Source organism: Aliirhizobium wenxiniae (genome assembly GCF_014201355.1).
GTDB classification, from domain to species: domain Bacteria; phylum Pseudomonadota; class Alphaproteobacteria; order Rhizobiales; family Rhizobiaceae; genus Neorhizobium; species Neorhizobium wenxiniae.
Genome location: NZ_JACHEG010000007.1, coordinates 241,540 through 254,440, shown reverse-complemented (window position 1 = coordinate 254,440; position 12,901 = coordinate 241,540). Strand labels below are relative to the sequence as shown.

General features: G+C 58.6%; 11 protein-coding genes and 1 pseudogene. 4 read left to right on the top strand and 8 right to left on the bottom strand.

Annotation, left to right across the window (positions count from 1 at the left end):
* Both HNQ72_RS24205 and HNQ72_RS24200 read left to right on the top strand, forming a co-directional pair.
* Positions 1-192 (top strand): annotated as a pseudogene (locus tag HNQ72_RS24205) (acetyl-CoA C-acetyltransferase); the annotation flags it as partial.
* A 310-nt stretch (positions 193-502) separates the two neighbouring features.
* Complete coding sequence (locus HNQ72_RS24200) at positions 503-979, top strand: hypothetical protein (RefSeq protein WP_183996111.1); 477 nt, start codon at positions 503-505, stop codon at positions 977-979.
* Between the two features lie 37 nt (positions 980-1,016).
* Here the strand turns inward: HNQ72_RS24200 and HNQ72_RS24195 are convergent, their stop codons facing one another.
* The 7 genes from HNQ72_RS24195 to HNQ72_RS24165 all read right to left on the bottom strand — a co-directional run bounded on the left by HNQ72_RS24195 (position 1,017) and on the right by HNQ72_RS24165 (position 9,113).
* Positions 1,017-2,864, bottom strand: coding sequence for a DUF2264 domain-containing protein (locus HNQ72_RS24195; RefSeq protein ID WP_183996110.1), 1,848 nt, complete (start codon positions 2,862-2,864; stop codon positions 1,017-1,019).
* Between the two features lie 91 nt (positions 2,865-2,955).
* Positions 2,956-4,236, bottom strand: a complete 1,281-nt coding sequence (locus HNQ72_RS24190; RefSeq protein ID WP_183996108.1) for an ABC transporter substrate-binding protein — start codon at positions 4,234-4,236, stop codon at positions 2,956-2,958.
* Between the two features lie 31 nt (positions 4,237-4,267).
* Positions 4,268-5,005 (bottom strand): DUF624 domain-containing protein, encoded by a 738-nt coding sequence (locus HNQ72_RS24185; RefSeq protein WP_183996106.1) that lies wholly within the window; start codon positions 5,003-5,005, stop codon positions 4,268-4,270.
* Positions 5,006-5,029: 24 nt separating this feature from the next.
* Positions 5,030-6,139 carry an ABC transporter ATP-binding protein gene (locus HNQ72_RS24180; protein WP_183996104.1) on the bottom strand — a complete coding sequence of 370 codons (1,110 nt, stop codon included), beginning with the start codon at positions 6,137-6,139 and terminating at the stop codon, positions 5,030-5,032.
* Between the two features lie 12 nt (positions 6,140-6,151).
* Complete coding sequence (locus tag HNQ72_RS24175) at positions 6,152-7,324, bottom strand: glycoside hydrolase family 88 protein (RefSeq protein WP_183996102.1); 1,173 nt, start codon at positions 7,322-7,324, stop codon at positions 6,152-6,154.
* Positions 7,325-7,328: 4 nt separating this feature from the next.
* A complete protein-coding gene (locus HNQ72_RS24170; protein WP_183996100.1) occupies positions 7,329-8,165 on the bottom strand; it encodes a carbohydrate ABC transporter permease in 837 nt (278 codons plus the stop codon).
* A 3-nt stretch (positions 8,166-8,168) separates the two neighbouring features.
* A complete protein-coding gene (locus tag HNQ72_RS24165; RefSeq protein ID WP_373289479.1) occupies positions 8,169-9,113 on the bottom strand; it encodes a carbohydrate ABC transporter permease in 945 nt (314 codons plus the stop codon).
* Between the two features lie 222 nt (positions 9,114-9,335).
* On the opposite strand from HNQ72_RS24165, the gene HNQ72_RS24160 reads away from it, so the two are divergent.
* Complete coding sequence (locus tag HNQ72_RS24160) at positions 9,336-11,123, top strand: heparinase II/III domain-containing protein (RefSeq protein WP_183996096.1); 1,788 nt, start codon at positions 9,336-9,338, stop codon at positions 11,121-11,123.
* 10 nt (positions 11,124-11,133) lie between these two features.
* The gene (locus HNQ72_RS24155) at positions 11,134-11,922 is read left to right on the top strand and encodes a carbohydrate-binding protein (RefSeq protein ID WP_183996094.1); all 789 of its coding nucleotides are present in this window, start codon (positions 11,134-11,136) and stop codon (positions 11,920-11,922) included.
* Positions 11,923-11,951: 29 nt separating this feature from the next.
* On the opposite strand, the gene HNQ72_RS24150 is transcribed toward HNQ72_RS24155, so the two are convergent.
* Positions 11,952-12,689: a FadR/GntR family transcriptional regulator gene (locus tag HNQ72_RS24150; protein ID WP_183996092.1), complete on the bottom strand. Its 738-nt coding sequence runs from the start codon at positions 12,687-12,689 to the stop codon at positions 11,952-11,954.
* Between the last annotated feature and the right edge of the window lie 212 nt (positions 12,690-12,901).

Genomic DNA, 12,901 nt, shown 5'->3' with positions numbered 1-12,901 from the left:
CTCGGCTGGGATCCGGCCAAGGTCAATGTCAATGGCGGCGCGATCGCCATCGGCCATCCGATCGGTGCTTCCGGTGCACGCGTTCTTGTCACGCTCCTGCATGCGCTGAAGGCCCGTAACGCAAAGAAGGGTCTCGCAACGCTGTGCATCGGCGGCGGCATGGGCATCGCGCTTTGCGTGGAAAGCTTCTGATCTCGTTGGTCAGCGGCTGTTTCCCAAGGCCGTTGATCATCTCGCAGGCGTCTCTCCTCAGCGTCCCCGCGGGATATGTACCGGGCAACTCGATTTGGTAGGGTTGCCCGGTGCCCCTGACCTCTGAGCGGAATACCTGCAGAAGTGCCTGGCGGTTGGCTGAGCATATCGTCGTCACCGCCTTCACACCCAAGTGTGTGGCTATTCAGCACAATTTGCCCACGGGCTATTGCCTGTTTGCGAGAGATGCTTATCTCCGGGACATGGAGACAATCTCGATTACACAAGGCTCGATGACACAGGTGAAGTGATGGCTTTGGCCGCTGCCGTCGCGATCCTGTTGGTGGGATTGCTGTTTATCTTCAATCGACGCGCCGCCTATCCCGCATTGGCGCTGGTGGCGATCATCGGCGTCACTGTTGCCATCGCAACGGCACTGCAACCTTCGACACGCCACAACACGAGGGAAGCGGTTACGGCAAAAGCGTCGGTAGATCCGATCACTTGCACCGACCCGTCAAAACCCGTCGCGATCGAATTTCTCAATGGTAATGATGCGTCGGTTCAGCGGCTATCCTTCAGTCTCCTGGGGCGCGTGAAAGGGCACTCGTCGGTCGCCTATCGCGGCTTTGTGCGGGACGATACGATTATCGAGCCGGGTCAGGCTGTCGTCACCTGCCATGGGCTGCTTCCGCTCGGCTTCGCCTCGCCAAGACCCGCGACCATTACCCCCGAAGACTATAATTGGTTCGTCGATATCTCGCTTGTCGATTTTTCGACGCGTTAGTCTCCCCAGGAGGAAATCCGGGGAGACTGGTTTCGGTTCAGTCGCCGAACACCGGCACGGCAATTCCCTCAATGCGGAAAAGCTGCTCCAACTCCTCGATGTCGGGGCATTTCGGCGGGTTCGCTAACAGATCCGGGCCAAAATCGGCCTTCGGCAATGCGATAGCCGCGGTTGCAAGCACCGTCGTTCCGGGAGCGATCTCGCCGCGAAGCTGAGGAACCAGCGTCTTGGCGTGGATGAGATTGCTGTTGGCAATGGCGCTGATGGCGGTGCCATTGCGCCTGAAGGCCGGCGACAGGTCGAAAATGGCGCTGCTATCCGTTTGGCCGTGCCATACGGCCTGCCTTTCGGATTGTTCTGCGATATCGACATTGAAATCGGCCCGCGGGATAGCAAAGCCGCCTTCGTTGGTCTGCAACGGGCGAGGTGTCACGATACGGTGCAGGCGGATATGCCATGGATTGGCCGGCAGCAGCCATGTCTCGATCGTGACATCGCTCCATGGTTTCCAGCGGGAATAGAGCTTGTCGCCGGCAATCGATGCCTCTTCCAGCGTCTCGCGCATGCGGAAATGCACGCCGTCATCGGAAAGGCCCAGCATGCCGTCGAAGCTTGCGGCGACGAAATGTCGGTCGTTGAGCTCGATATTGAAGCCGTAACGCGTCGAATAGACGAATTTCGAATATTTCTCGTTGGCGCCGAGCATCTTGTCATGTTGCTGGCCGGAGGAAAGGATGACCGTGTTGCCCGGCGTGTGGATTGCAACCATGCCGGCTTCCTTCAGCGGCACAGGCTCGGGGAATTGCGGGGCAGCGGTCTCTTCCGCCGCCCAGAACGGGTGATCGGCGGACAGCGCCAGCGGCAGGAAGAATTTCAGCGCCCAATAGGGCGAGCCGGCGGAGTTATAGCTCTCGCTCATCATCAGGTTCGGGTAGCCGTAACCGATGGAAAGCACGCCGTCGCGATCCGCGATCGGCAGCTCGGACCACCAGCGGATATGGCGCATGTAATAGCCCTTGATCTCGCTCCAGGGCAGGGCCTCGACACCGGCAAAGGCGAGCGCCCCCCAGATGCCACCGCAAGCAAAACGATAGGTCTGGCTGCGACCGAAGGCGAGTGCCGCACCATCAGGGCCGAACCAGTGGCGGATAGCCCTGGCAAAGACGTTGGCGCGCTCGCGATAGGAGGCAGCGCGTTTCGTGTCGTGCTTGGCGATCACGGAATAGATCAGTGCATAGAAATGCAGTGCGAAGGGCACGTAATGGTCGGCGCGCTTCACCGGCCCGTCGCGATACCAGCCCTCGCCAAGACGGAAAGCTTCCACTTCATCGAGATATTTCTCGGTCAGCGAGCGATCGAAATCGATACCTGCCTGCGTCAGCCCGAGATCGATCAGAACGCGGAAGAATTTCCAGTTGTTGTCGACAAATTCCTTGTCCCTAGCCGAGATCAGATATGCGGAAATCGTCTTCTTCTGGCTCTCGCTCAGCGGCTCCCAGATGAATTGCGGCACCATGGCAATGGCAAAGCCGATCGCGGCAAGTTCCACCTGCCGCTGGTCGGTGCGGGAAACATCGCCCCAATATTCCGGGTGAGACGGATCGGTACCGTTCGCAAGGCCACGACGATAAAGCTCCCAATGCGGAAAATCATAACCGCCTGCCGCCAGCGGTACGATACCCCAGAGCGGCCTGGCAAGCCCTTCAAGATCGGCCGCAGCGCGGTCGAAATGGGCGCCGGTGCCGCTGAGGCGCACCCGTGCACCGCCTTCGGAAAAATAGGGAAGCAGCGGCTTGAACAGATCCATCACCGCTTTCGCGATGTCATCGCGTGTCTTGAGAGGATTGCCATGAAGCGGATTGGCGCGGGCGGGATCGTAGATCATCGGTCTTCCAGTCATTCGTCGGGCATTGAGAGTGTTACGCAGACAAAAGAAAACCCCGCGGCAACCAAGGTCACCGCGGGGGCAGGGAGTGTTACTTGATGGCCTTCACGCCATCGGTCATTTCCTTCAGACCGTCGTCGATCGAAGTATTGTCGGTCATCATCGAGTCATGAGCACGATTGAGGATGACCTCGATACGGGCAGCATTCGGCGTCACGGCCATTTCCAGATAGGACTTGCCGGGTTCGAGTGCCGCCTTGCTGCCCTCGTCCTGCGGGAAGCCGTCAAGCGAGGCGATCTTGGCCGTCACTTCCGGCGTACGCACCGTCGGGATCGTGCCGGTCGATGCGATGATCGAGGCACCTTCCGCGCTGGTGACGAACTTGATGAAGTCGAGAACCGCTTCCTTGTGGGTGGAGTTGCTGTTCACCGACAGGCCGGAAATCTGTGCCGCCGTCGTGCCGGCAACAACACCTTCCGGATGCGGGAACTTGACGATACCCCAGTTCTTGCTCTTCGATTCACCCGACTTGACCTTGGCGATCTGCGTGCCGACGAACCATGTACCCATCGGCAGCATACCGATCGTGCCGTTGAAGAAAGGACCCGAATAATGGGTGTTCGAGGTCTTCAGCGTTGCGTAGGAAGGAATGACGCCATCCTTCTGCAGCTTCAGAGCACGCTCGTACCATGGCTTCAGGAAGGAATAATCCGGGCCCGCCAGAGTGTTCTTGCCGTCCTGAATACCTGCCAGCTGAACGGTGGAGCGCCATGTGTGCAGAAGCGCACCATAGGTCTTGTTCACACCCATGCCGCCAGCAAGCTTGGTCGCCGTCTCGTCGAACTGTGCCCAGGTCATGTCGTTGGTCGGGTAGGGCACGCCGGCTTTGTCAAAGATGTCCTTGTTGTAATAGACGACCCAGAAATCCGAGCGGAACGGCAGCGAATAGATCTTGCCGTCGACCGTCATTTCCTCGGCCAGACCGCCGAAGGAGGCCGGATCGATATTGGCTTCCTTCATGTAGGACGACAGGTCCATGATCGAACCAGCGCGGATGAGGTTCGTGTAGTTCGGCACGTCCTTGACGGTGACGATGTCGATGTCCTTCGAACCGCCAGCGAGCTGCGTGGCGATCATCTGCTGGTAATCCTGCGAGCCGAGGTCGATATGCTCGAACTTCACATTGGGCTTCTTGGCCTGGTAGGCTTCGATCAGCGGCTTGTAATAAGCAACCTTGTCCCAGTCCCACAGCGCCCAGCGCAGCGTGACCGCGTCACCGGATTGCGCCAAGGCTGCACCGGCAGTGGAAGCCGCCAAGGCAAGGCCCGCGAGTGTGAGCTTCATGCCTCTCCCGAAAGTCTCCAAATACATCCTGTTTCTCCTTCCCTGGATTGTCTCTGGTTCAGATATGCTTTGCGGCTGCCGCCTTTGTTTGAAGGTTGGGCTGTGTCGCAACAGGCAGGGCAAGCACCATCACGGCCGCTCTGTGCGCGGCAAAGGCGATGGCAAACATGCCGAGAGAAAAATTAAGTGTGGCCGGCATGAACACCGACACCGGATAAAATGCGATGTGGGCGAGCCACAGGCCCGCCACGAAAAGCAGTGCCGCCATCACCGGCAATGGCCGGATGATCGAAGCGATAGCCGAAAGCTGCAACAGCGTTTTGGCCGGCATATCGCGCATCACCATCACCATCAGCACCAGCAGATGGCAGGCCATGAGGCTGAGGAAAACGGTCACGACAAAGGCAATCGCCAGCGGCACCGCCATCATCAGATTATCGCGCGCTGCCGAGGCGTAGGTGCCGATTGCGTAGACGCCCAGACCGATGGCAACGGCAAAAAGCAGCCCCCAGATAGTCGCGCGCCAAAAATAGCGGCGCAGAGCCTCGAGAAAATCGCGCAGCAGATAAGTGTTGCGGTCCTCGACAAAGGCGACGCAGACAAAGGCCATTGCTGCGAGTGCGGCCGGCAGCGGGATGATGAGGAGGGCGGCCAGAATGAACAGGATGTTCAGCTTGACCATCTCCCACCATTCACGGGCGAATGTCTGGCCGAAAAGGGCAAGGCCGGTCTTTTTCGGTGCATTCTTGGAAATGCCCGGCCCTTCCTTCGTCCACATGTCCCGCAGCCACTGCATGGCCTTCCTCCAGGCTCGATGTCCTCAATAGAGGATCGAGCGTTCCGTTTCCTTGTCGAACAGCTGCATGTTTGTCGTATCGACGACCAGCTTTGCCGTTTCGCCCGTCTTCGCCTTGAAACGCGGCGAGACGCGCACGGTCATGGCCTTGTTCCCGGCGGTGATGTTGAGATGGATCTCGGAGCCCATCGGTTCGGCAAGATCGACCACGGCGTCGAACGGCGCGATATTGTCCGGGTTGATATCGCCCGGCGCCAGTTCGTGAAAGTTTTCCGGGCGAATGCCGACAATGACTTCCTTGCCTTCGTAAGGCACGATGCGGGCCTTGTCGAAATTCGCCGGGATCGGCAACACGCGACCGTCGAAGATTGCCACATACCCTTCGCCGCGCTTCTCGATCTTTGAAGGCAGCATGTTCATCTGCGGTGCGCCGATGAAGCCCGCCACGAACATGTTGATCGGGCGATCGTAAAGGTTCTGCGGCGTATCGACCTGCTGGATGTGACCGTCGGCCATAACGACGATCCTGTCGGCCATGGTCATGGCTTCGATCTGGTCATGGGTGACGTAGATAAAGGTCGAGTTCAGTCGCTTGTGCAGCTTGGTGATCTCGGCGCGCATCGTCCCGCGCAGTTTTGCGTCGAGGTTGGATAGCGGCTCGTCGAGCAGGAACACTTCCGGATTGCGCACCATGGCGCGGCCAAGCGCCACGCGCTGCCGCTGGCCGCCGGAAAGCGCCTTCGGCTTGCGGTTCAGGAGATGCGTGATGTCGAGGATCTTTGCCGCTTCCTGCACCTTCTGGTCGATGACCTCACGCGAGGCTTTTCTCAGCTGCAGGCCGAACGCCATGTTCTTGTAGACGGTCATATGCGGGTAAAGCGCATAGTTCTGGAATACCATGGCGATATCGCGGTCTTTCGACGGCACGTCGTTGACGACATCGCCACCGATGATCAGTTCGCCGCCGGAGATTTCCTCGAGACCTGCGATCATGCGCAGCGTGGTGGATTTGCCGCAACCGGACGGGCCGACCAGAATGATGAATTCCTTGTCGGCGATCTCCAGATCGATGTCATGAACAACGGTCAGTGCACCGTAAGTCTTGTTCAATTTCTTCAGTGAAATGCTGGCCATCGGTTTACTCTCTCACCAGTAGGAAGACCACGAACGCGACAGGCGCGTTAGGGCTTCCATGTAATAATAGTCACCCCAGGACACGCACTCGTCGACGCCTTCGCCGCGGCAAGTGTTGTAGGGCGATTTCTTGGAATAGGTGCCGTGCAGAACCAGCCCATTGGAGACGGACGGGTCCTTGACGGCATAATGATCGGCAAGGCTCTTGATCATCCGGCGGGCGAGATCACGGTAACGATCCGCCGCCTCGCCACCGACAAGATCGGCCATTTCCAGCAACCCGCAGGCAACGATCGAGGCCGCCGAGGTGTCGCGCGGTTCGTTGTCGCCATCGGAAAATACCATGTCCCAATAGGGCACCATGTCGGCCGGCAGCTTGTTCAGGTAAAAGGCGAGCAACCGGTCGAACGTATCGCGATATTCGTCGATGCGCTCGTAACGATAGGAAAAGGCCATGCCGGCTACGCCCCAGGCCTGACCGCGCGCCCAGAAACTGTCGTCGGCGTAACCCTGCTTGGTGGCGCCGCGCACCGGTGCGCCGGTAACCGGGTCCATATAGAAGGTGTGATAGGTGGAATCATCCGGCCGTACAGAGTTTTTCAACGTCGTGCGGGCATGGATCAGCGCGATATCGCGGTATTTCTGGTCACCCGTCTGTTCCGTTGCCCAATAGAGCAAAGGCAGGTTCAGCAGGCAATCGATGATGTAACGGTATTCTTCCGCCACGCCCTTTCGGCCCCAGGCCTGAATGAACTGGCCGATCGGCTGGTAACGTTCGATCAGCTGGTCGGCGGCCAGCAGCGCTGCCTTGCGACCATCCTCGTCACCCACCAGTTTCCATGCAGCGATGCAGGAGGGTGAATAGAGGAAACCCATGTCGTGGTGGTCGGTTTCGATGCGGTTTTCGATCCGGTGCAGAAAGCTCTGCACCTGGATTTGTGCCGCATATTGAAAGGTCTTGTCGCCGGTATGTTCGAAAGCCAGCCAGATTTCGCCCGGCCAGAAACCGGCGGTCCACTGGTTGTTGGCAACGGGCGGATAGAAGTTGTTCACGCTCGAATGGTTCTGGGCGCTGTAGGTAAATTCCGGCAGATTGCGGCGGATCTGCGCCACAGCGACGTCGAGGGCGGCTTTTACTTCTTCATCGTTAATCGGCTGCGGAGCGATGAGGGAAACGGCATTCATGAACTTAACCCTTCAGGCCGGAGGATGCGACGCCTTCGACGAAGAAGCGCTGCAGCGACAGGAAGACGATCAGGACCGGGATCAGCGCCACCACGGAGGCGGCCATGATCAGCCCGTATTCGGCGGAATACTGCGAGATGAACATGCGCAACCCGATCTGGATCGTCTTCAGCTCGGTCTTGGTCAGGTAGATCATCGGCCCGAGAAAATCGTTCCAGGTGGTGACGAAGGTGAAGATCGTCAGCGTGGAAAGTGCCGGTTTGGATAACGGCAGCATGATCTTGGCCCAGATCTGGTACTCGTTCATGCCGTCGATACGCGCCGCTTCGCAAAGCTCGGTCGGGATCGACATGTAGAACTGCCGCATCAGGAACACGCCGAAGGCGGTGAAGGCTTGAAGGCAGATCAGCGCCAGATGCGTGTTGTTGAGGCCGAATTCGCGCATCAGCAGGAACTGCGGCACCATATAGACCTGCCAGGGCATGGCGATCGTGGCGATATAACCCAGGAACAACGCGTTCTTGTAGGGGAAGTCGAGCTTGGCAAAGGCATATGCCGCAAAGCTTGAGGTAAACAGCTGCATCAGCGTGACGATGATCGTCAGCTTCGACGTGTTGTAGATGAACAGCGCCAGCGGGATCTTGGTCCAGATATCGACGTAGTTCTGCCACTGCGGATTGGACGGGATCCATTCGATCGGGAAAACGAAGACTTCGCTGCTCAGTTTCAGCGAGGCCGACAGCATCCAGGCGAAAGGAAGCAGCATGATGATGGTGATCAGGATCACCGTCACATAGATGGCGGCGAGTTTCCCGGTGAGTTTCTGGCCGGCAATACGCATGGCTCAGTCCTCCTTCTGGCGGCGGAACTGGATGACGGTGATACCCAGCACGAGGAAGAACAGGACGAGCGCGATCATGCTGGAATATCCGAGATCCCAGGAGACGAAGGCCTCGTTATAGATGTGATAGACAAGCACGAGGGTCGATGTGCCGGGACCGCCCTGCGTGATCATGTAGATCTGGTCGAACACCTTGAAGGACTGGATGGTCAGCATGACGGTGACGAAGAAGGTCGTCGGGCCGAGCTGCGGCACGGTGACGTAGAGAAACTTCTGCCAGGCATTGGCGCCATCCAGATCGGCGGCCTCATAGAGCTCGGAATTGATGCCCTGCAGGCCGGCCAGATAGATGACCATGAAATAGCCCATGCTCTTCCACACGCCGAACAGGATGACGGTGACCATCGCCCAGTGGCGGTCGGCGGCCCATCCCGGCATGTCCTTCGGATCGAGGCCGAGCGTGTAGAGAAGCATGTTCACCGGACCCATTTCCGGGTTGAAGATCATGTTCCAGACGACGGCCACAGCCACCAGCGAGGCGACGTAGGGGAAAAACATCGCGGTGCGGAAGAAATCGCGACCGAGGATTTTCTGGTTCAGAAGGATGGCAAGGCCGAGCGCGCAGGCAAGCGTCGCCGGTACCGAGACCACCGTATAGATGATCGTGTTCCAGAAGGCGTCGATAAATGCCTTGTCTTCGAACAGGCGCCAGAAATTGTCCAGCCCGGCAAAGGTCATGGCATTGCTGCCGTCCCAGTGCATGAAGGCCAGCACGAAGGCAAAAAGGATCGGGCCGAGCGTGAAAACGGCAAAGCCAAGGAAATTCGGAGCAATGAAGGAATAGGCGACGAGCGCGTCCTGCACCCTGCGGCGACGTCTGGACACGACCTTGCGTCGTCTCGTCACGACCGGCGTATCGCCGGCGGCAATGGTAGAGTTAGCCATCATACTCCTCCGAGAAAAGATGCCGCAGACAGTGCTTCTTCGTGAGCCTATCCGCAGATGCACGGCAAAAAATTGATCTGCCTTCCGTGCCTCCTCCCACGATCGACATATCATATCCACGACATTGGTCAAACAACTTCTAAATGGATAATATGAATTCTGTAGAAAAGCCAAAATACATATGATAGGCGATGTCTCACGCAGTTTTGATGGCAGGAGGAAGCGATGTTTTGCGAGGCTGCAGCGCACATCCCTTCGGTTTTCCCAGAGTTTCTCCCCGGTGCTCGGTTTGATGATCGAAATGCATGGCGGGGCGTCGCCGATGAATTGAAGGCGCATGTGCTGAGGGATGCCGAAGCGGCATCCGGTCGCAGTTGGTCGATGATCACGGCCGAGGATTACCGGCAGTTCTCGATTACGGGCAACAGGGCGGATTTCGAGGCCTTGTATTTCTCCCGTCGGCGGATGCTGAACGATCTTGTGCTCGGCGAACTGGTCGAGGGCGAGGGCCGTTTCCTGCCGTCGATTGTCGATGGCGTGATGCTGATCTGCGAAGAAAGCGGATGGCAGCTACCGGCGCATAATTCCTATGAACGCGGCGCCATGCGCCATCCCCTGCCGGATGTCGAGCGTCCGGTCATCGACCTCTTCGCCGCCGAAACCGGTGCGTTGCTTGCCACGGTGGCCTCGCTCCTCGGCGGGCCGCTGGATCAGATAAGTCCCATCATACGACGCCGCATCGAGCATGAAGTGCATGTTCGAATTCTCAAGCCCTATCTCGGCACGCATTTCTGGTGGATGGGCAATGGCGCGGAGCGGATGAACAACTGGACGGCCTGGATCACCCAGAACGTCCTGCTTTCGGCCTTCAGCCTCGATACCGATGATGAATTGAAGCGCCGTGTCGTGGAAAAGGCGCTCGGCAGTCTCGACTGTTTCATCAAGGATTATGCCGAAGACGGTGCATGCGAGGAGGGCGTGGTCTATTATCGCCACGCGGCACTTTGCATGTTCGGCGCCATGACGATCCTCGATACGGTCGCACCCGGCTCTATGTCGTCGCTCTGGAGCGCACCGAAGATCCGCAACATGGCGGAATACATCCTCCATATGCATGTGGATGGCCGCTATTATTTCAATTTCGCCGATTCCGCCGCCGTCATCGATCCCTGCACGGTTCGCGAATATCTGTTCGGCAAGGCTGTCGGATCGGATGCGCTGGCGGCCTTTGCCGCAGGGGATCGGGCGACCAGCAAGACGCCGCACCTGCCCGAGGAATGGAATCTCTGGTATCGCGTTCAGGAACTGCTAACCAAGGTGCCATTGTCCCAAGCGGAGCAACTACCCGTCGCCGATGCCTCCTATCCCGGTATCGGCCTCTATATCGCGCGAGACGATCGCTTCGCGCTGGCGGTCAAGGGCGGCAACAACGGCGAAAGCCACAATCACAACGATGTCGGCAGCGTCACGCTCTACAAGGACGGCCAGCCGTTCCTGATCGATGTCGGTGTCGAGACCTATACGGCCAGAACCTTTTCGTCCCGACGTTACGAAATCTGGACGATTCAGTCCGCCTTTCACAACCTTCCGACATTTGGTGACGTGATGCAGTCGGACGGCGCAGCTTTTGCCGCGCGCGACATGCGGGCGGAATTTTCGGCCGAACTTGCGGAAATCTCGCTCGATATCGCACCCGCCTATCCGGAAACGGCAAGGCTGCGCGCCTATCGCCGCAAGGTCAACCTGCGCCGTGGCCGCGGTGTGGAGATCGCCGATGTCCACGACGGAGACCTGCCGGCCGTACTGTCGCTGATGGTCCGCGATGAGCCGGTCCTTCGCGGCGGCTCGGTTCATGTGGGCGAATTGGGATCCATCGAGATCGAGGGAGGCGGCGAGGTCGAGATCGAGACAATCGAGATCGACGATGCACGCCTGGCGATTTCGTGGCCCTCGAAAATTTATCGGCTGCGCATTCCGCTTGTCGGCAGGCAGCTGAAATTGCAGATCGTCTGAGGAGGACGGAATGGAACTGAGACTGAAGGTGATCGGCGCAAGCGGCGTGGTGCGCGCTGAGGCGACCAATAGCGACGAGGCGTTTCTGATCTTTCGCGGCGCCTACGAAGATGGGGATCATGTGATTGTCGAAGCCTCGGAAGCGGGGCATGTCCTGCTTGCGCTCGATGATGCGATGAGCCCGACGCTGGTTTATCTGAAGGGCACCGATTACGCTCTGACCGTACCGTTCGACATCCGTCGCGCGCCCTATTCGCCCCGCGCTTTCACAGGCGAGCTGCATCGCCTGCATGTCCGCAAGGCCCGCCCGGAAGAGGTAGGGCAGCGCCGCAATCTCGCGCTCAATCCTTGGGACGACAAGGGCAACAGGACACTGTTTCCGCATGCGGAAGCAAACGTCCAGACACGCGGCGAGACCCAGTTTGCCGCGAGAAATGCCATCGATGGCGAAAAGGCCAATGATGATCATGGCCGCTGGCCCTATACGAGCTGGGGCATCAACATGGATCCGGCGGCGGAGCTGACGGTCGAGTTCGGCCGGCCCGTCACGGTCGACGAGATCGTGCTCTATCTGCGTGCCGATTTCCCGCATGATGCCTGGTGGGAAAATGCCAGCGTCACGCTCTCGAGCGGGCCGGTGCACAGCTTTCCTCTGGTCAAGACCGGCAATGCGCAGAGCTTTCGGATCGAGGAGCAGCAGGTCGAGTGGGTCAAGCTGCATAGCCTGATCAAGGCCGAAGACCCGTCGCCCTTCCCGGCATTGACGCAGATCGAAGTCTGGGGTCGTGATATAGGCTGATGGGATTGGTTTCCCGGTTGATCTGCAGATCAGCCGGGGATGGCGCGCGAGTTACGCAGCAGTTCGCGGTAGCGGGCCTGGCTGCCTCTCAGATGATCGCGCATGGCATTGCGTGCCGCCTCTTCGTCGCGATCGGAAATCGCCATGACGATCGCCTCGTGTTCCTTGTGGATCAGGCGGCGATAGGCGGTCTGTTCGGCAAAGTCCGGGTCCGGCAGTGGGCGTGATTGAGGAATGACGGCGGTGCCGTGAAATTCCAGATGCTGGCGAAACAGCGGATTGTTGGTCGCCTCGGCGATTGCGACGTGAAGCGCCAGATCGGCCTCGCGGATCGATTCATTCTCCTCGATGCAGCGCAGAACCTGCCTGTGACATTCGAAGATGGCCTCTTCCTGCGCCGGTGAGCGACGCGCGGCGGCGAGGCCGGCCGCCTCGATTTCTAGAGGCGCGCGGACTTCAAGTACTTCGAGATCGGACGATACGCGTGCCTTGTCGACAGTTCGGGCCGGTGTCACCTGAAAGGCTGGATCGAGCACGAAAATCCCCGCCCCTTGCCTGACCTCGACAATGCCATCCGATTTGAGCGCAGCAACGGCCTCACGAATGACCGTGCGGCTCACCTTGTGGGTTTCGGTCAGCTCCACTTCGCTTGGCAATTTCTGCCCGGGCGAATACTGGCCGCTCGAAATGGCGTGCCGGAGGCTTGCCCCCACTTTTGAAACCAGTGATCCCGGTCCCTTTTGCCGAACCTTGGTCTGGACCGTCACAGCTGTTCCTCGCGATGCAGCGGATAAGTCGAACCGATTTCCGGCGTATCCGCATGCTTCCTAAATAGGTATGACAAATTTCAATTATTATCAATCACAGAAAGACGATCTACAGAGGTTTTGCGTCCAATTGACGCTTTTAAGTTGAGGAAAACGAAGGCTGGACGCAGGTATTTGTCTGCTGTATCTCTCGAAATCGAGCGCAGCCATTT

Excerpts from the sequence above, each read along its gene's own strand:
- HNQ72_RS24180 (WP_183996104.1), bottom strand. The coding sequence starts at position 6,139 with ATGGCCAGCATTTCACTGAAGAAATTGAACAAGACTTACGGTGCACTG.
- HNQ72_RS24170 (WP_183996100.1), bottom strand. The coding sequence starts at position 8,165 with ATGCGTATTGCCGGCCAGAAACTCACCGGGAAACTCGCCGCCATCTAT.
- HNQ72_RS24200 (WP_183996111.1), top strand. The coding sequence starts at position 503 with ATGGCTTTGGCCGCTGCCGTCGCGATCCTGTTGGTGGGATTGCTGTTT.
- HNQ72_RS24155 (WP_183996094.1), top strand. The coding sequence starts at position 11,134 with ATGGAACTGAGACTGAAGGTGATCGGCGCAAGCGGCGTGGTGCGCGCT.
- HNQ72_RS24175 (WP_183996102.1), bottom strand. The coding sequence starts at position 7,324 with ATGAATGCCGTTTCCCTCATCGCTCCGCAGCCGATTAACGATGAAGAA.
- HNQ72_RS24160 (WP_183996096.1), top strand. The coding sequence starts at position 9,336 with ATGTTTTGCGAGGCTGCAGCGCACATCCCTTCGGTTTTCCCAGAGTTT.
- HNQ72_RS24190 (WP_183996108.1), bottom strand. The coding sequence starts at position 4,236 with ATGTATTTGGAGACTTTCGGGAGAGGCATGAAGCTCACACTCGCGGGC.
- HNQ72_RS24165 (WP_373289479.1), bottom strand. The coding sequence starts at position 9,113 with ATGATGGCTAACTCTACCATTGCCGCCGGCGATACGCCGGTCGTGACG.
- HNQ72_RS24195 (WP_183996110.1), bottom strand. The coding sequence starts at position 2,864 with ATGATCTACGATCCCGCCCGCGCCAATCCGCTTCATGGCAATCCTCTC.
- HNQ72_RS24185 (WP_183996106.1), bottom strand. The coding sequence starts at position 5,005 with ATGCAGTGGCTGCGGGACATGTGGACGAAGGAAGGGCCGGGCATTTCC.